The organism is Cyanobacteria bacterium FACHB-DQ100, assembly GCA_014695195.1.
Lineage (GTDB): Bacteria > Cyanobacteriota > Cyanobacteriia > Leptolyngbyales > Leptolyngbyaceae > Leptolyngbya.
This window is the reverse complement of the sequence record JACJNW010000041.1, coordinates 96,013-113,474: the sequence shown is the minus strand read 5'-3', so window position 1 is coordinate 113,474 and position 17,462 is coordinate 96,013. Positions and strand designations below refer to the sequence as shown.

16 protein-coding genes are annotated in these 17,462 nt (G+C 48.5%); 7 read left to right on the top strand and 9 right to left on the bottom strand.

Annotated elements, in window-relative coordinates; translation table 11 throughout:
* Nucleotides 1–141 precede the first annotated feature (141 nt).
* Nucleotides 142–1,350 (top strand): S8 family serine peptidase, encoded by a 1,209-nt coding sequence (locus tag H6F51_24240; protein ID MBD1825582.1) that lies wholly within the window; start codon nucleotides 142–144, stop codon nucleotides 1,348–1,350.
* Between the two features lie 81 nt (nucleotides 1,351–1,431).
* Nucleotides 1,432–1,872: a peptidylprolyl isomerase gene (locus H6F51_24235; GenBank protein MBD1825581.1), complete on the top strand. Its 441-nt coding sequence runs from the start codon at nucleotides 1,432–1,434 to the stop codon at nucleotides 1,870–1,872.
* On the opposite strand, the gene H6F51_24230 is transcribed toward H6F51_24235, so the two are convergent.
* The 3 genes from H6F51_24230 to H6F51_24220 are packed head-to-tail and all read right to left on the bottom strand — an operon-like array spanning nucleotide 1,869 to nucleotide 3,147.
* The gene (locus H6F51_24230; GenBank protein MBD1825580.1) at nucleotides 1,869–2,558 is read right to left on the bottom strand and encodes a D-alanyl-D-alanine dipeptidase; all 690 of its coding nucleotides are present in this window, start codon (nucleotides 2,556–2,558) and stop codon (nucleotides 1,869–1,871) included. The genes H6F51_24235 and H6F51_24230 overlap by 4 nt on opposite strands.
* Nucleotides 2,555–2,776, bottom strand: coding sequence for a membrane protein insertion efficiency factor YidD (gene yidD, locus H6F51_24225; GenBank protein ID MBD1825579.1), 222 nt, complete (start codon nucleotides 2,774–2,776; stop codon nucleotides 2,555–2,557). The genes H6F51_24230 and yidD overlap by 4 nt, the downstream gene beginning before the upstream one ends.
* Nucleotides 2,773–3,147 (bottom strand): hypothetical protein, encoded by a 375-nt coding sequence (locus H6F51_24220; GenBank protein ID MBD1825578.1) that lies wholly within the window; start codon nucleotides 3,145–3,147, stop codon nucleotides 2,773–2,775. The genes yidD and H6F51_24220 overlap by 4 nt, the downstream gene beginning before the upstream one ends.
* A gap of 216 nt (nucleotides 3,148–3,363) precedes the next feature.
* On the opposite strand from H6F51_24220, the gene H6F51_24215 reads away from it, so the two are divergent.
* Complete coding sequence (locus tag H6F51_24215) at nucleotides 3,364–4,704, top strand: tetratricopeptide repeat protein (protein MBD1825577.1); 1,341 nt, start codon at nucleotides 3,364–3,366, stop codon at nucleotides 4,702–4,704.
* A 734-nt stretch (nucleotides 4,705–5,438) separates the two neighbouring features.
* Here the strand turns inward: H6F51_24215 and H6F51_24210 are convergent.
* Together H6F51_24210 and H6F51_24205 are read right to left on the bottom strand one after the other, a co-directional pair.
* A complete protein-coding gene (locus H6F51_24210) occupies nucleotides 5,439–6,491 on the bottom strand; it encodes a DUF4238 domain-containing protein (protein MBD1825576.1) in 1,053 nt (350 codons plus the stop codon).
* 49 nt (nucleotides 6,492–6,540) lie between these two features.
* A complete protein-coding gene (locus H6F51_24205) occupies nucleotides 6,541–6,750 on the bottom strand; it encodes a hypothetical protein (protein MBD1825575.1) in 210 nt (69 codons plus the stop codon).
* Between H6F51_24205 and hisC the strand changes: the two genes are divergently transcribed.
* Complete coding sequence (gene hisC, locus H6F51_24200; protein MBD1825574.1) at nucleotides 6,716–7,762, top strand: histidinol-phosphate transaminase; 1,047 nt, start codon at nucleotides 6,716–6,718, stop codon at nucleotides 7,760–7,762. The two genes, H6F51_24205 and hisC, sit on opposite strands and share 35 nt — an antisense overlap.
* Before the next feature lie 58 nt (nucleotides 7,763–7,820).
* Here hisC and htpG read toward each other — a convergent pair whose 3' ends face one another.
* Nucleotides 7,821–9,815 (bottom strand): molecular chaperone HtpG, encoded by a 1,995-nt coding sequence (gene htpG / locus H6F51_24195; protein MBD1825573.1) that lies wholly within the window; start codon nucleotides 9,813–9,815, stop codon nucleotides 7,821–7,823.
* 464 nt (nucleotides 9,816–10,279) lie between these two features.
* Between htpG and H6F51_24190 the strand changes: the two genes are divergently transcribed.
* Nucleotides 10,280–11,425: a HAMP domain-containing histidine kinase gene (locus H6F51_24190; protein ID MBD1825572.1), complete on the top strand. Its 1,146-nt coding sequence runs from the start codon at nucleotides 10,280–10,282 to the stop codon at nucleotides 11,423–11,425.
* A 22-nt stretch (nucleotides 11,426–11,447) separates the two neighbouring features.
* Nucleotides 11,448–12,149 carry a response regulator transcription factor gene (locus H6F51_24185; GenBank protein MBD1825571.1) on the top strand — a complete coding sequence of 234 codons (702 nt, stop codon included), beginning with the start codon at nucleotides 11,448–11,450 and terminating at the stop codon, nucleotides 12,147–12,149.
* 134 nt (nucleotides 12,150–12,283) lie between these two features.
* On the opposite strand, the gene H6F51_24180 is transcribed toward H6F51_24185, so the two are convergent.
* Nucleotides 12,284–13,684: an amidase gene (locus H6F51_24180; GenBank protein ID MBD1825570.1), complete on the bottom strand. Its 1,401-nt coding sequence runs from the start codon at nucleotides 13,682–13,684 to the stop codon at nucleotides 12,284–12,286.
* Between the two features lie 159 nt (nucleotides 13,685–13,843).
* On the opposite strand from H6F51_24180, the gene H6F51_24175 reads away from it, so the two are divergent.
* Nucleotides 13,844–15,298, top strand: a complete 1,455-nt coding sequence (locus H6F51_24175) for an MFS transporter (GenBank protein MBD1825569.1) — start codon at nucleotides 13,844–13,846, stop codon at nucleotides 15,296–15,298.
* Here H6F51_24175 and H6F51_24170 read toward each other — a convergent pair.
* Both H6F51_24170 and H6F51_24165 read right to left on the bottom strand, forming a co-directional pair.
* Nucleotides 15,286–15,732 (bottom strand): anti-sigma regulatory factor, encoded by a 447-nt coding sequence (locus H6F51_24170; GenBank protein MBD1825568.1) that lies wholly within the window; start codon nucleotides 15,730–15,732, stop codon nucleotides 15,286–15,288. The two genes, H6F51_24175 and H6F51_24170, sit on opposite strands and share 13 nt — an antisense overlap.
* 2 nt (nucleotides 15,733–15,734) lie before the next feature.
* Nucleotides 15,735–17,384: a SpoIIE family protein phosphatase gene (locus H6F51_24165; GenBank protein ID MBD1825567.1), complete on the bottom strand. Its 1,650-nt coding sequence runs from the start codon at nucleotides 17,382–17,384 to the stop codon at nucleotides 15,735–15,737.
* Between the last annotated feature and the right edge of the window lie 78 nt (nucleotides 17,385–17,462).

Below are 17,462 nucleotides of genomic sequence, written 5' to 3'. Positions count from 1 at the left end.
TTTAAAGTTTTGTGCTTCATCGCCGGACGAAGAAATATTATGCAAGAAACTTCTATCTAGATTTGTCGAGGATAGTGTTTTAAGGCTTTGGCTTGAAATAAAGCCATTGCAATCATCTTCGTCCGTTATTACTTGCAACTCATGAAAACGAAACACATTGTTCTAAGAAACCTGCGATCGACCACCCGTGATTTGTTTGCAGGCCCCGCCGCGTTCCCCGGTCAATCCAATCCGGCAGAAGCTGCTTTTCCCAGCGCACAAATTAGCACGTATGATATCGAACGCAGTGAAATCGCTTCGCTCAATCGCGATCCCGATGTCGTTGCGATCGCGCCTGCGATGCCAATGAAGCTAATTCGCCCTGTAGAAGTCGAAGGGCTAGCAGAAGGCTCAGCAGAGACCACTGCATCCCAATTAACCTGGGGGGTTCAGGCAGTGGGAGCAGACACCTCACCTTTTACTGGAGATGGCATTGTTGTTGCCGTTCTCGATAGCGGCATCGATGCGACTCATGCTGCATTTGCGGGTGTTGAGATTATTCAACAAGACTTTACCGGGGAGGGAGATGGCGATAAAGACGGCCATGGAACCCACTGCGCCGGAACGATCTTTGGTCGCACTGTTGATGATATTCGGATTGGCGTTGCACCCGGAGTCAACAAAGCGTTAATTGGAAAAGTGATCGGTGAGCAAGGTGGCTCTAGTGATCAAATTGCGGATGCAGTTTTATGGGCACTCGATAATGGTGCGAACGTGATTTCGATGTCGCTCGGCATTGATTTTCCTGGCTTTGTACAATACTTTGTCAAGCAAGGCTTACCGACAGAACTGGCGACCTCGCGTGCCTTAGAAGGCTACCGCGCTAATGTTCAATTGTTCCAAAGCTTAGCTGCGCTTGCCAGTGCTCGCGCTTCGTTTTCCCAGGCTGCGGTTTTGGTTGCTGCTGCCGGGAATGAAAGCCGTCGCCAAGTCAATAAAGACTGGGAAATTGCGGTTGCACCTCCAGCGGTTGCTGAGGGAATTATTTCGGTCGCGGCGCTGGGTCGTGGTACGTCTGGGTTGACGATCGCTCCCTTCTCAAACACCGGAGCCAATCTTTCAGGGCCTGGTGTACAAGTGCTGTCGGCAAAAGCGGGCGGTGGATTGGTGGCGATGAATGGTACGAGTATGGCGGCTCCGCATGTGGCAGGGGTGGCTGCACTGTGGGCAGAAAAACTCAAGCGGAGCGGGCGGCTGAACTCACTGGAATTAATGGCGCGTGTTGTTGGGAATGCCACCTCAGAGGGAATTGCTGCGGATTTCGACCCGTTTGATGTGGGGGCGGGAATGGTGCGTGCGCCTCAGAGTTAGGACGATCGCATCAAACATCAGTGATGCAATTGTGAAGACCTTGATAGGATGGAAAAGCTGAAAATATAAGGGAGCGCAATCATGACACGCGCAATCATGGAAACGGACAAAGGCACCATTCATCTTGAGTTGTTTGATCAAGATGCGCCGAATACCGTAAAGAATTTTGTTGATTTAGCAAACAAAGGATTTTACGATGGCTTGAAATTTCATCGGGTGATTCCGAATTTTATGATTCAGGGCGGCTGTCCGAACACCCGTGACGGAGCATCAGGAATGCCCGGAACCGGAGGCCCCGGCTACAAAATTAACTGCGAAATTAATCCGAATAAGCATGAAGCTGGAAGCTTATCGATGGCTCATGCAGGACGGAACACAGGCGGTAGTCAATTTTTCATCTGCCATTCACCGCAGTCGCATTTAGACGGCGTTCATACGGTGTTTGGTAAGACGAGCGATATGGATATTGTCAATGCGATTCGCGGCAACGATCGCATTCTCTCGGTGAAAATCGAGGCTTAAATCCTGCCGTATTTGGCGATCGCATTGGCTCCCGGATTGTCTTGATTCGTGAGCCATGCCCAAATCTGATCTCCGTAGGAAAAGTGCCACCATTCATTCCAGTGGCGCTTAAATCCTGCGGAGATCATGCTATTTGCCAAAATTTCTCGATGTCGATGATACGGTAAATCAGAGTTTGCAAAGTGATTCGGAAACGATCGCTCTGAGATTTCATCAATTTCTGATCCCATGTCGATCGCGCTTCCGGCTTCATCGATTAAAGTGACATCGATCGCGGCTCCGGTACTATGCGGCGGCGGAGTTGCCGGATCTAAATTTGGCATTGCCCAGAATTGATAGACCTGTTGCTGAAATTCTTCTCGCTGTGTTGTGGATAGCGTTTCTAAACTCAATCCGTTTGCGTTGACCAGTTCTTTCAGCGTGTGATCCACCATAAATTGCTGGACTGCGACCGGACGATACGCATCAAAAATCTGAATCTTCCATCCGGGTTGAAGATGCTGAAGGTGAGCATCGGCAATAAGTAAGCGATCGAGAATTTCCTCTCTAACAAAGAACGGTGATTTCTCCCCATACGGTGCGCCCAACTTTGCGTAGGGATGTGGCGTGACCCGCGCAAACTGGTCAGGAATTTCGACTAAGGGCTCATTGCATTCTGCGATCGCAACAGTCTGATAAGCTTTCATGCGTCTTTTTTCGGAACAGGATCATACCCGCCAGGATTGAACGGATGACAGCGACAAATTCGCCCCGCTGCTAGCCAAGTGCCTTTGAGTGCGCCGTGAGTTTCGAGGGCTTCGATCGCATATCGAGAACAAGTGGGATGAAATCGACAAGTCGGCATCATGAGTGGAGAGATGGCGACTCGGTAGCCTTTGACTAAGGCTATTAACAGGAATTTCATAGGTCAGAGTGGGTGTCTTCTTCGATCGTAAACGATTCAGCAGTTGTATGGAACAAGCCTTTTGATCTTTGGAGTGTTGTTACGATCACATTGATCGTAAATCTTACTGCGGGAAACACAGAAACGATGCCCCAGATCAAGGCTTCAATCGATAAGCGGGTTGATCTGACTGCGTAGAATACTGAGCGGACGCTTTTGCGGATTGATCTGATTGATCTGATCTTGGATCGCACTGCGTAGAACACTGAAACGGAGCCTTGCTCGATTCCGCGATCGCTGGTGTCGGTTCCACGATCGCAAAGATAAATTAGGCGATCGCAGTTCTCAACCCTCTGATCGCATTCAATCTGATAATCGATTGATTGCTTCACGGCAATATTCCCATAACCATCCTTTGCAGAATGTGAAGGCTGTAAAAAATTCTGCTTTAGGTAATAAAGTCCCCTGCTCAAGTGCAATTCAATTCGTTAAAAACTCATCTCTAACCTCTCCCTTTAAGTCGAGTAAAAACCTTAGAACAGTCGCTATGGTTGTGATATAGCAACGATTAGAAGAAGTTTTAACAAATCAGTCGAGGGAGAAAGAATATGTCGGATAGCAGCATAGAGTTCAATCAGCAGAATGAAAATCAATCCTCTTTGAATGAGGTGAATGAGGTGCCACAAGCACGAGACCCAGTTCAAACAGTGGCAACGGGTCTGGGAACTGTAAGTGGAGGGTTAGCTGGAGCCATCATTGGTCGCTTAGTTGGCGGACGCTTAGGGGCTGCTGTTGGTGCAGTGGTTGGTGGTGTTGCGGGTGCTAATGTTGGACGGGAAGCAGCATCAGGTGTTGATGCCACGATCGGTGAAGTGGTCAATGAAGTAAAACAGACGGTCGAGGATATCAAACCCTCTGTGATCGGTACAGTCGATGCAGTGCGACACAACATTGAAGCAGCACAGCCTTCGGTTGTAGGCGCGATCGACTCAGTTCGAGAAACAATTGATGAGGCTCGTCCTGCTGTAACCGAAACGATTCATGCGGTGACAGAAACGATCGAGGAGAGCCGTCCTTCAGTGATTGAGACAGTTGATTCAGTCCGAGGGACGATCGAAGATGTTCGACCTGAGGTTAAGCAGGCTGTTCACAAAACGGCTGAGAGCATTCAATCATCTGCTGCCAGTGTTGCAGATTCAGTGCAAGGAGTCGCTCAATCGGTTAAGGGTGCAGCGCAAGATGCTCAACCCAAAATGACACAGGCTATGGACAGCGTGTCTGAGAGTGTTCAGGAAGCGGCTCAATCGGTTAAGGGTGCAGCGCAAGATGCTCAACCTAAAATGACACAGGCTATGGAAGGCGTGTCTGAGAGTGTTCAGTCATCGGCTTCTAATGTGGCAGATTCTGTTCAACGGGCAACTCAAGATACCGCTAGCTCAACCAGCAATATTGGCACAACTTCAAACATGGGACAGGATGTGATGCCCGACCAACCCTATGGTCAGGCGGGAATTATTGAAGACACCTATCCCACAATGACAGCGGGAACGTCAACAAACCTTGGTTCTACCCTTGCACCTGACCAAACGGGTATAGAGTCAATTGATCAGATGCATCAAAGCACGACCTCAGGGTTTGGAGCAATCAGTGATGCGAACGATATTGTGGCAATTCAAAATGAGTTCGATCGCGGCGTATTCCTGACTGAACAGGGTGATCTGGATGGAGCAAAGGCTGCATTTGCTGAAGTGATTCGTGTTATGCCAGACGCTCCTGAGGCATACTTCAACATGGGTATTGTGCTATTCCAGCAAGGACGGAAGATGGAAAGCAGAGATTATATTCGCCAAGCACGGGATCTCGCGCGCACTCGTGGCGATCTTGCTGCAGTAGCAAATCTTGACGCTATCCTACAGCAGATGGAATCCACTAGCTTGCAGGGGTTGTAAATTCCCTTTTGCTCTGAATTGGTTCGCTACGCGAAGCGCAAGCGAGCAGGTTAAAAGCGATTAACCCGGTAATGTTTGACCTGATCTCCCGAACCGCCCTCATCTCTAACCCTTCTCCTGTGGGGGAAGGGAGTTAGATCAAAAATCCCGCTCCCCAAAGAGCGGGATTTTGGGTGAGGGACATTCAGCAACAATGATTGCAGCGATCGCAATTAGTCAGAAGGCGATCGTTCTAACTCGCAATCTCTCAGATTTTGAACGAATCACTGAACTACAAGCTGAAGACTGGTCGGTTTGATTTCAGAAATTGCTACTCATGAGTAGGGGGCGATCGCAGTTCTCAACCCTCTGATCGCATTCAATCTGATAAGCGATCAATTACTTCACGGACGATATTCCCCCAATAGTCATCGCCAAACTCGATGTATCTCTCTAGCGCCTACTGATAATTTGCTCTTGCCTCTGCATACTGTTCTTCTGCTTCTGCAAGTGATCCTAAGCAGTGATAGGTGCGGGCTTGGGAGTAGCGATCGTTGAATTTGATTTGCAGGACTTGCTGGTAGTGTTCCGGGCTGTTTAAGCTCTCTCAGTTTTTCGGCGACTCTGCCCAACGATGCCCGTAACCCGTCGCGAATAGACTTTCGGACTCAACCAATAACCTCTCAACAGTCGGGTTCACGGGCGTTGTTAGCCTGCGGTTTAGTGCCACCGCTCTGCTATTCAACTACAATATGTTAAAACTCTCTTGTATTGAAAGTTGATTCAACTCTTCTAACTTGGATTCGATTTCTACTCTCTGAGCATACTTCTGGTCGATCTCTACAAATTGCTCTAATTAACTCAAACTTATCTTCACCGCAGAAAACAAATCGATTACTCTCACAGACTTGCATCATATTGTAGTGCTCGATATCTTCCAAAGTAAGTGGAAAAAGTTTACTTTCCCTATCTGCATACCTATGAAAATACTTCTTGTCTCTCATAATTACAATTGCCTTGCTATTGATAGGAAAATTGACTTCAATTCCTTCGGAATCAAGACCGCTAGAGGCAAGATAAGGACGGCGAACAACCGGATGATCTGATGTAAATAATGGCTGTGTTGTATCGTTTATACCAATAATAAAAATATGGTTACGTAGAATTTCTAGAATAGCTTTAGCGTAATCAAGAATAGCTTTAGCATGTAGTACAGCTAGACCCTCGCTATACAGATTGGCTAAATTTGCAGCACACTCTTCCAGAACTAGAGACTTAAATGCTTCTGCAAACTCTTCGGAAATCTGAACTGCGTGCAGTTCCTTAAACTGATCAAGATGATCAAGAACGCCTTTTTCTAAAACGTGATCTCTTAAATCTTGTGTTGCTTGATGCATCTCAACAATAAACTTCCTAAACTCTTTGGTTCTAAGAAGTTGAATTGCAGCTATGAGAGCTAAATCCTCTTTCTGATCAAGCGTGAGCACATTAAATGTATAAGTCTTGCCGATTGTGACGGGATTAAGCCGAAGAGCAAAAATACCATTGATCTTACGTTGAAGATGGCGCAAAAACCTGTCCTGCCTTGCTTCCAATTCTGAAAAGAATCGTTCAATTACTTGTACATCTTCCGGCTGAGTTACCCTTTGCGGAAAATCATAGAAAAATCGCTCACTGGCAACATTTCTAACATTGCTAATGAAGCTGTGCTGTTTGAACTTGTCGAAAACAAAAATCTGAGTTCTATCAGAACTAAAATTTTTCAGATACGACTGAGGAACATAGTGTTGATTGATAACTTTAGTCATGCGTTCAAGCAGATTTTTATACTGGCAACTCTAATTTAACTTTGTCTCCTCACAAATCATTACTATCCTCGTCAATCTTTCCGGTGTTCCCCTGCCGATCGATTCCGCCATTGCAACCGCGATCGCGCTCTACATCCTCCACATTGGCATTGATGTCTTCTGCGAATGGTCTGCTCCAGCGACTTAAACCGCTAAGCTGAGAAATGTCGATCGCGCAAATCATTATGCCTTCTTTCTTTCGAGCTAGCGTTGATGCCATGACCGGATATATTCCCGGCGAGCAACCCAAACCTGGAACTCCGATCATTAAGCTCAATACGAACGAGAATCCTTATCCACCATCACCAGATACGATCGCAGTTCTGCGCTCTCTCGATCCCGAATGGCTCAGACGCTATCCAGACCCGTATGCTAACGATTTTAGACAAGCGACCAGCGAAGCATTAGGCATTCCGAAAGATTGGATCATGGTTGGCAACGGAAGTGATGATCTTTTGAATGTGATTGTGCGGGCTTGTGCGGAACCTGGACGCAAAGTAGTTTATCCAATGCCAACTTATGTTCTGTATCGGGCTTTGGTTGAGATGCAGGTTGCCGATCGCGTTGAGATTCCGTATGGCGATCGCTACGAATTCCCGATAGATGAACTAATCGCGGCTCAAGGTGCAATTACCTTCATTGCATCACCGAACAGCCCTTCAGGTCATAGTGTTGCACTATCCGATCTAAGACAGCTTGCCGCACAATTAACAGGTGTCTTAGTGGTTGATGAAGCGTATGTTGATTTCGCTGAAGAAACCGCTTTACCGTTAGTGCGTGAGTTTGAGAATGTATTGATTCTGCGGACGCTCTCGAAAGGGTATTCTCTTGCAGGATTGCGGCTTGGATTTGCGATCGCACAACCTCATCTATTAAGCGGATTGTTCAAGATCAAAGATAGTTACAACATTGATGCGATCGCAACATTGGTCGGAACTGCTGCAATGCGCGATCAGAACTATAAAAATGAATGTGCAGAGAAGGTGAAACAATCTAGAGCGAAGTTAGCGATCGATCTTAAAAACCTTGGCTGGAAGGTCTGTAACTCTCAAACGAACTTTCTTCTCACTCAACCGCAGAACAATGCAGAACAGATTTATCTAGCATTAAAAGAGCGTGGAATCTTAGTTCGGTACTTCAAACAACCTGGATTAGATGACAAGCTTAGAATTACAGTTGGAACCGATGAACAGAATCAAACCTTGATTGAGGTATTGATGAGCATTACCTAATAACAAAGCCCACTGAGAAGAATAATCTCCTCAGTGGGCTTTGTTTAACGAACAGTCACTAGCTTAGAGCACGATCGGTTAACTTCGTCAGCACTTGATTCGATCGCTCAACAAACGCTTTCATTCCATCAGCATTAAAGCCCTTTTGTGCCATCAATGCTAAGTCATACACATGGTGACAAATCATGTTTGCAAGCTCAGCCGATGGAGAACTCGAAGACCCCGTAACAATCGCACCTTGGCTCAGACCGATCAAATTCTGAATCATTGGGTGCGAAGTGTTCACCAGCAGAATATGTTCTTCGGGGAACTCGATCGCTTGTTGCTGCAACAATGCGCTCATTTCCTGCATTCGGCGTAGATGCTCTGGTAACAGAACCATTGCAGGAGGAGCGGCTGCATCTCCTTTGAGTGCTTCCGTGCGAATCGTTAGCTTCGGCTTGCCTAATGCGGTCTGGAACAGCGTTTTAATCTGTTCACTACGCGTCTGATTCGTGTTCGGATCAACAATCTCGGACTTGTCTTTGTCAATCAGCGTCTCATCAAGTTCCGCATCAACCCGCGAGAACTTGATGTGCGAGTATTCCCGTTCTAAGAAGCTGACAAAGTGACTATCGATGAATGAATCCATGAACAGCACTTCTAAGCCCTGACTAGTGTGCAACTGAACATATGTTGCTTGTGTCACTTCATCAGTACAGTAGAACACTCGATTCTCATGCCGCTCTTTGTTGCGCTCCAGATACTCCTTCAATGTCGTGTAGGTTTTTCCGTCTACCGCGTTGCTAGATGCAGTCTCTTGCCAAACATCCCCTTCCTGCGTTTGCACTTCAACTTTCGGTTGATCATCACCGCTGAATGTTGTGCGATAGATCAGAGTGTCCTCAACTTGCTTTTTGAACTTGTCATCGTTGAGAGAGCCGAACTTAACAAACGTACCTAAATCTTGCCAACTACGAATGTAAGCTTCTCGATCGTCGCGATACAGTTCCTTCAGCCGATCGCCCACTTTCTTGGCAATGTAGTCTGCAATGCGACGAACCGTGCGATCGTTCTGCAAAAAGCTACGAGACACATTCAGCGGAATGTCAACACTATCAATCACCCCTTGCAACGGCAGCAAAAATCGCGGGACAACTTCCTCACAGTTATCACTGACAAACACCTGATTACAGAACAGCTTGATCTGTCCTTTGGTCACATCAACATCCGGCTTGAGCTTGGGGAAGTAGAGAATGCCATTCACCACAAATGGATAATCCGTGTTGAGATGTACCCAAAGCAGTGGATCTTCTTGGAACGGATAGAGATAGCGGTAAAACTCTAAATAGTCCTCTTTCGTTAGATTGCTGGGGGATTCTTTCCAGGGTGCTTTCTGACGGTTGATTTGCTCTGGCGCGGTCATTTCTTGACCTTCGGCTGCCAGAACTTCTAACTTAATCGGAAATGGTAGAAAATCGCAGTAGGTCTTCACTAACTGACGAATCCGATGCGGCTCCAGGTATTCTAATTCCTCATCCTGTAGCGTTAGCTTAACTGTTGTACCTCGCGCTGTGCGCTGTGAATCTGAAAGACTAAATTCAGTGGAACCATCACATTTCCAATGAACCGCCTGCGCTCCTTCTTTGTACGACAGCGTATCGATTTCAACCTGTTGCGCCACCATGAACGACGAATAAAAGCCAAGACCAAAGTGACCGATAATTTGCTGATCACTGCTGGCTTTGTACTTCTCGACAAACTCTTCTGCGCTGGAGAACGCAACTTGGTTGATGTACTTCTTCACCTCATCCGCAGTCATCCCGATCCCAGTATCTGAAATCGACAGCGCTTTGTTGGGCTTGTCGATCGTAATTACAATCTCCGACTCCCCCAACTCCCCAGAAAACTCACCAGAGCGAGACACCATGCTGAGCTTCTGAAGCGCATCCACTGCGTTAGAAACTAATTCACGTAAGAAAATCTCGTGATCCGAGTACAGCCACTTTTTGATGATCGGGAAAATATTCTCAGTATGAATTGAAATATTTCCCTGCTCTAAGATCGTCGTCATAAGCCTCGTCCAGTGTTCTTAGAAGATGGAATGCTCTTTATTGTGCGCGACGATCGCGCTTTGCGTCTCTATTTTGTTCAGTGAGGCTTGCCGCTCAGCGAGTGCGGATTTCCCTACTTCGAGTCGATCGTCCCACAGAATTTGCCTTAGCCGTTAGTCGGAGTTGAAACACGGCATCGGTTGAAACTTAAACGGAAGCGCTATAGAAAACGGCAGAAGCCCCAGGAAAATGCGCTGACAAAATTTAGTCTTTGCAAAATAGAGTGGGAACTCACACCCTCCCTCCGAGAAACTACTGAGATAGTACAGGAGATTTTAGGGAAGTTTAAGGAATTTCCGGTGATCAGATTGGCTGAAAGTATGGTTTTTTATCAATGTGCTTAAGCTGCAACTGATTCAGTTTTCTTTCCTGAACAGGCGCGTTTTTGCTTGTGTTTTCCTGGTCCTTTGGTGTGTGTAGTGTTATGCGAGCTGTTGTTCCCCCTGTTTCTACTCGTGCGATCGCGATGTCCTCCGCACAGACGATCGAACCTATTTCTGCTGATTCTCCACTCCAGGTATTCTGTCGGCTCCAAGTCGGACAAGTGCTTTCACAACTGCCGGATGCTGGAATCCGCCTCGTTTACCAATCTCCGGATCAATCAAAGCGCCAATCTTTTGTGTTTGGGCGGGAGCGCTGGTCGATTTTAGATGCTGAATCACGGACTTATCTGGCTTCAGAGGCTTGGTGGACAAAAAACCCGATCGGCTGTCTCAAAAAAGTGCGGGTCAAATCACCGGGACGATTTTATGTCTGTTCTCTGAGCCAAACTAAACCAGAATATCTTCTGATTGCAACCACAAAGCTGCTTACAACCGATCAAAAGCGGTTTATTGAGAACACAGCAACGCTTCTAAATCATCATCTTTCAACCGTAAGAGAATTGCATAGACAACGCCAAACTCAACAGCAAATTGAACACAACAATCATCAAATCGAACATCAAGTTAAAAGCCCGATCGCACTGATCCAGATCTACACGGAGATGCTGTTATCGACTGTCCCGGAGCGGCAGGCGCGATCGTATCTTGAGTCAATTCAATCTTCGATTCAAGACATTCATCGCCACTTAAAGCAGCTATCGGCTCAGCAAAAACCTCTACGAATCGAGCCGCACGACTTAAGCCAAATTCTGACCCGGAGTATCAATCAGCTCCAGCCTTGGTTAACGGAAAAACAAATTACAGTTCACTATTCCCGCTCTCCAATGCTGCTCGATGTAGACGCGTGGCAGCTTAAACAAGTGTTCGATAACCTGATCACAAACGCTATCTACTTCAGTCCCGATCGCAGCACCATTCACTGCACCTGGCAGATCGTGCAGCAGGAGATTCTGATTGAGGTCTCAGACCAAGGTGCAGGACTTTCTGAGGCTGATTTAGAGCAGGTCTTCACGCCGTTTTATTCTCGTCGCCCCGAAGGAACTGGACTAGGACTCTCGATCGCTCAAAAAATCATTCAGGCGCATCAAGGGCGCATCTGGGCTAGCAACTTACCGAGCGGAGGTGCGAAATTCTCGTTGACCTTACCCCGCCAGCAACCCAGGCTCTCGATCGTCCCAGCCCTTTAGAATTTGATTTTTTGAGTTCATCATGCTTTCTTCTGCTCAAGTTCCTGTGTTACTGGTTGACGACGACTCTAAATTCCGTCAAGGGCTGCAAACGCTGCTTCAGTTTTACAGCAGCCATTGCGCTGCCTCTGGCACACCTGAAGGTGGCCGCACATTTACGGTCGTGGCTGAAGCGACCTCCTCGGATCAGGCGGTACAACTCGCAGCCGAGCAGCGTCCAAGCTTGATTCTTCTCGACATGGAATTAGCACAGGGCAATGGAATTTCGACGCTCACGGAACTCTCGAAGCTAGAACACCGATCGAAGATCCTAGTCGTTTCGGGACACCAGGAAGAGGAATGGGTGTTTCGAGCAATGCAAGCAGGCGCAAATGGCTATGTGGTTAAAGATGGACTGGCAACGGAATTGTTTAGTGCAATTACAACTGTCTTGAACGATCAGATTTATCTTTCTCCGGCGTTGGCGACTCGGTTTTTTCAGATGTTCTGGTTTTACAACGGGAAAGCACTAGAGAACAAAGCAAAATTGCATTTAACCGATCGCGAACAAGAGGTGCTGTATTGGTTAGTGCAGGGGGCTTCTAATGATGAAATTGCATCTCAACTATACATTTCGATCGCAACCGTGAAGGCGCATTTAACGGCAATTTTCCATAAATTGGAAGTAACGAGCCGCACCCAGGCAATTATTCGTGCTTTGAAAATGGGGTTAGTTAGGGGTTGAGAATGATACCAATTTAAAGAACTTAAAAAACAAAGGGGCAAATCACCGATTCGTTCCATTTGTGAATGGTGGAGACGCGATGATCAATAACACGCAGCAATCACGAATCAAAACAATCACGAATCAAATTGGTATTACATTTGCGCCATTGCAGGTCGAATTCCGATCCAAGGCTGTACCTGCTCGATTTGTGCAGCTAAGGCTAAAATTGTCGCCTCATCTGCGGGTCGTCCCACAAGCTGAACCCCGATCGGTACTCCATTTGAATCAAATCCAGCTGGAATACTAATGCCCGGTTGACCCGTGACGTTAAACGCGGGACAAGGCGCAATCCACCGGATGATTTGATCGATTGTGCTTGCCGGACTCAACTTTGCCCATTCTCCAACTCGGATGGTCGGGTACATATAAGTTGGAGTCAGTAGTACATCAAAGCGATCGCACAATTCCACCACTTTACGAGCAAAAATTTGAAGCTGTTGGCGCGATTTCGCATACCGTCCCGCAGACGTGAACTTCGCCCGCCACCACAGCCAGCGATTGACCTTCTCTAATAGAAATGGCGGAACTCCAACATCCGTCTGAGTCCGCCAAATCAGCGTAAACGGCTCAATCATTTCGCCAAAATCGAGAGTTAGAGGCTCGATCGTATGCCCCATTGCTTCAAGCAGATGCGCGATTTTTTCGACCGCTTGCACACAAGTTGAATCAGCCTTACCGATTGGCTCAATCTCAGCGACTAATCCAATTCGTAACGGCTCAAGTTGCCGCTGGGTCGCCTCCAGAAAAGAAGTCTCAGGATCAGGCAGCCAATATGGATCACCTGTGACATACCCGGCTGTCACATCCAAAAATGCGGCAGCATCTGCAACCGTGTGCGCTAAAGCTCCATTCACCGCAAATCCACCGAGCGCCTCACCGATCGGAGCCATCGAAATTCGACCCCGTGAAGGTTTGAGTCCAACTAATCCACAACACGCCGCCGGGCCTCGCACTGAGCCACCCCCATCGCTGCCCTGAGCGATCGCACAAAGCCCCGCCGCAACTGCCGCAGACGACCCACCGCTTGAGCCACCCGGCGTATACTCCAAATTCCAAGGATTGCGAGCGGGGGGAAATCCGGGCGCTTCAGTGTAAGGAAAGGAAGCAAGCTGAGAAGTTGCAGTCTTCCCTAGAATGATGAATCCTGCTTGTTTGAGCCTGGTGACGACGAGATCGTCCTGCATTGCAATCTGGTTCCGCGCAACTTTCAAGCCATATGAACACGGAACTCCCTCGACTGGATTGAGATCCTTAATGCCGATCGGCACTCCGAAAAAAGGCGGTAACTCTGGCTCTGACAGGCGCTCAGCTTTGGATCGAGCATCGGCGATCGCGCCTTCTGCGGTCACGGTGTAGAAGCTGCCCAACTGGGGATCAAGCTGTGCGATGCGATCGAGGTAAAGCTGCGTGAGTTCAACTGGAGAGATCTCTTTTGTCCGAATCAGACGCGCTTGTTCGAGCGCTGATGTAAAAGCTAAATCTACAGGATTCATAAATGTGTCCCTAGAGGCAGAGTATTTTTTAGATGATGTAACAAATACTTATACGAAAGTTATGTTCTGACACGATCGCCCCCGATTTTTCTCGAACGATCAATCAGACATTAGGTGACATCATAGTCGAGATAGGTTTTGTATGCCCCGACGCAGGTTATGGATTGTACGAGGTCAGCAGTGGATTTAGCGCCAATTACACCTTCTCCTACCCACATTATCGAATCCCCTGAGCCAATTACAGGCAGTGAGCCTGTGTTTTCGCTTGCGGCTCAGCCCGAATCGAAGTTCTCCAAAGCCGAAATCCGAACGAGCCTCCGCGCTTCGACGATCGATGGCGTGTTTGCGACCATTTTCTCTAACATTGCAGGCGGCGTTCTGTTAAGTAACTTTCTGGTGGAACTTCACGCCAGTCCGGTTGAAATTGGACTCTCAGCCTCGATTCCAATGATGGCGAACTTGATTCAGCCGATCGGGGCAATTCTAGGCGATCGCGCTCGCAGCCGCCACCATTACTGTCTCGCCATCTATACACCATCGCGCCTGATTTGGCTGCTCTTGCTTGTCGCGATCGCCGCCTTCCACTGGGGCAAAATTACTGAGGATGCAATGGTGCTGTGGACGCTTGCAATTCTCACGGTTACGCACTTTCTGGGAGCGCTGGGCGGTGCTGCTTGGGTGTCTTGGCTGGCGGCGTTAGTGCCGAAAAAGCTGCGCGGACGGTATTTCAGCATTCGGAATAGTGCTGCGAATTTAACCTGCTTGCTCTGTGTACCGCTAGCAGGGTTTGTGGTGTCACGGTTTGGCGCAGGTTCGATCGTTGGTTATGGCATCGTTCTGCTAATTGGGATCGTGGCGGGATTAATCAGTCTCGGATTTCAGTGGTTTATGAAAGACGTGAATCCACAAGAGCAGCAGAAAGCCTTACCTACATCCACAGAAACGCCGATCGCGTCTGTGCTGCAAGACTCCAACTTCGTGCGATTTCTGATTTACTTCAGCGCCTGGATGTTTGCGGTCAATCTGAGTGCGCCGTTTTTCAACCTGTACCTGCTTGATAACTTGGGGCTAGATGTCAGTTGGGTGACGATCTATAGCAGTCTTTCTTCAGCAGCAAACTTATTAATGCTGATCGTCTGGGGTAAACTTGCCGATCGTGTGGGAAATCGATTTTTGCTGCTGACCGTTGGTGTTTTGGTAGCGTTGACCCCGATCTTCTGGCTGGGGACGGGAACCGATGCGTTATCGCTCTGGGTGTGGCTGCCGCTGCTGCACATCCTCGGCGGGGGCACTTGGGCAGCGATCGACCTCTGCAACAACAATATTCAACTGGGCATTGCCCCGGTTCGGAATCAATCGACTTATTTTGCACTCGCAGCCGCGATCGCCGGAGTGAGTGGTGCCTTGGGAACGACCGCAGGCGGATTTCTGGCTCAGTTGGTACAGTATGGGGGGCTGCCTGGACTGTTTGCGTTATCTACGGTTGTCAGGTTTACGGCACTGATTCCGCTGATTTGGGTGCATGAAGCGGGGAGCCGATCGGTACGCCAAGTGCTGAAATCGCTGTTTACGACCAAAGGAGAAATCGACCTTCAACTGCCTCAAGAACAATGAGAGTGCTGGGTCGAATGGTCTTCCATCAAATTTGCTTGCAGCCTCAAACAGTTGCGACCATTCACCTGTAGCTGATATTCCACTCGATCCATCAGCCGATTTAGAATCAGCCAGCCATAGCCATGCTCCTGCATCGCTTCGGGCGAGGGTGCAAGATAAGTCGAGAGGTCATACCCCTGTCCGTGATCCCAAATCTCGATCGCCAAATCCCGCCCCTTCAACTCCAAACGCAAAATCACAGGCAGATCAGGTCGGTTGTAGTGTGCGTGTCTCACAACGTTCGAGTAGGCTTCAACGAGCGCCAACCGAAGCCGACTCGACTGGCGCGACCAATCTACCTGATTGCCAATCTCAGCTTCCAAGGTATCGAGCAGCCACCGCTCAACCACCCCTAAAAACTTTAAGTCGCTTGGAACATGAAGCTCAGTTCGCATGGTCACAAAACCTCCAGGGAGAGAATCGTTTGGTCGTCTTCTTGAATTGAGTTGTGAGCTTGAACTTGGGCTAGAAGCTGCTTGAGATCCAGGCGCTCTCCGGCTTGTTGGAGTAACTTCCAAAGTCCGGTTTGGCACAGCATTGCACCGGCTGACGCGATCGAGGGGTTCGATGGATCGTCCGATCGGATTGTGGCTTCGGTAATGCCGTCACTGGTAAGCAACAGCACTTCGCCACTCGTTAGCGTTAACTGTCCTGCGGCGGCTTTCCAGTCTGGTAAAATTCCCAGAGGGACACCTCGCACTTTGAGATAAGTTGGATCGCAATTTGATGCGATCGTCCGCTTTGACCAAACCACGGGGTAGATATGTCCCGCATTGGCGTAGACAAGCTGATGAGTACCAGGCGTGTATCTGGCTAAAACCATTGTGATGAAACAATTTGTTCCCATTAAATCTTCTGAAAGAATACTATTCAAATTTCGCATCACTTGATCAGGATCAGGGGGGGGTTCCTGAGACAGTTCTCGCCGCAGCACTGAAATGGCGCTTGCCATAAATAGAGCAGCAGGAACGCCTTTGCCAGAAACATCGCCCACGGCTAACCACAGGTCGCCTTGGGGATGCTGATAGACCTCGAAAAAGTCGCCTCCTACCTCGCGGGCAGGGTGGCAACAGGCTTGCACTTTTAGCTTGTCTGAGCTTGGTAAGGTCTGCCGGAGTAGGTTCGTTTGAATCTGACGGGCAACGGCTAACTCGGCGCGAATTTGCTCAGCTTGCTGTTGGGTGCGGCGATAGAGCCGCGCTTGGGAAATCGCTAGGGCAGCTTGCTCTGCCACGACTTGAATCAGTTCGATGTCTTCGCTCGACCACATCGGTTTTGCGATCGCTCGGTGCAGCGACAAAATCGCTAGTAGTTCCTGCTGATAAGCCAGCGGTAAGACGAGATGGGGCGAATTCTCGTCTTCGAGCCGTACAGCTCGATCGCGAAAGACCTCTTGCACCAGTTTGGAGCCGCGATCGTCGTGGCAGGTGTCATAGGCAACATACTCAGTGCAGTACATTGCCGAGTGCGCTCGAAACACATCGCCTTCAACCGGATGCAAAATACAGCAGGTTGCTTCAAATGTGATTCCGATCGTTTCGACGATCGTTTGCAGCATGTTTTGATAGTCAAGGGATTCGCGGATGGCGGTAGTGATGGCATTAAACGAAGATTCTCGACGGAGCGCGCGGCGCAGATCGGCAGTGCGCTGCTTGAGAACGCGGTAGGTTTCTGCGGCTTGCTCGACGACGACTTGAAGTTGCTGAGGCTTCCAGGGCTTGGTGATGTACTTGAACACTTTGCCCGAATTAATGGCATCAACGAGATCCTCTACATCGGTATATCCTGTCAGTACAATCCGGATCGTATCGGGGAAGCGATCGGCGGTACGGCTGAGAAATTCAGTCCCCAGCATTTCGGGCATTCGCTGATCTGAGATAATAATCGCGACTTCGCCCTGCTGGTCTAGAACTTTGAGCGCCTCGATCGCGCTTTTTGCCCGAATCACCTCGAAATTCCGTCGGAAGGTACGGTAAAGCAAGTCGAGATTATCTGGCTCATCGTCGACGATTAACAGCTTGAGCTTGGGGTTCAATTCCCGCCTCATGCAACTCCTCGGAATCCCGTGTAAAAGTCTTTAGGAAACGTACCCGGAAGCCCCAGGAAAACTAACAAAAGCTCAATC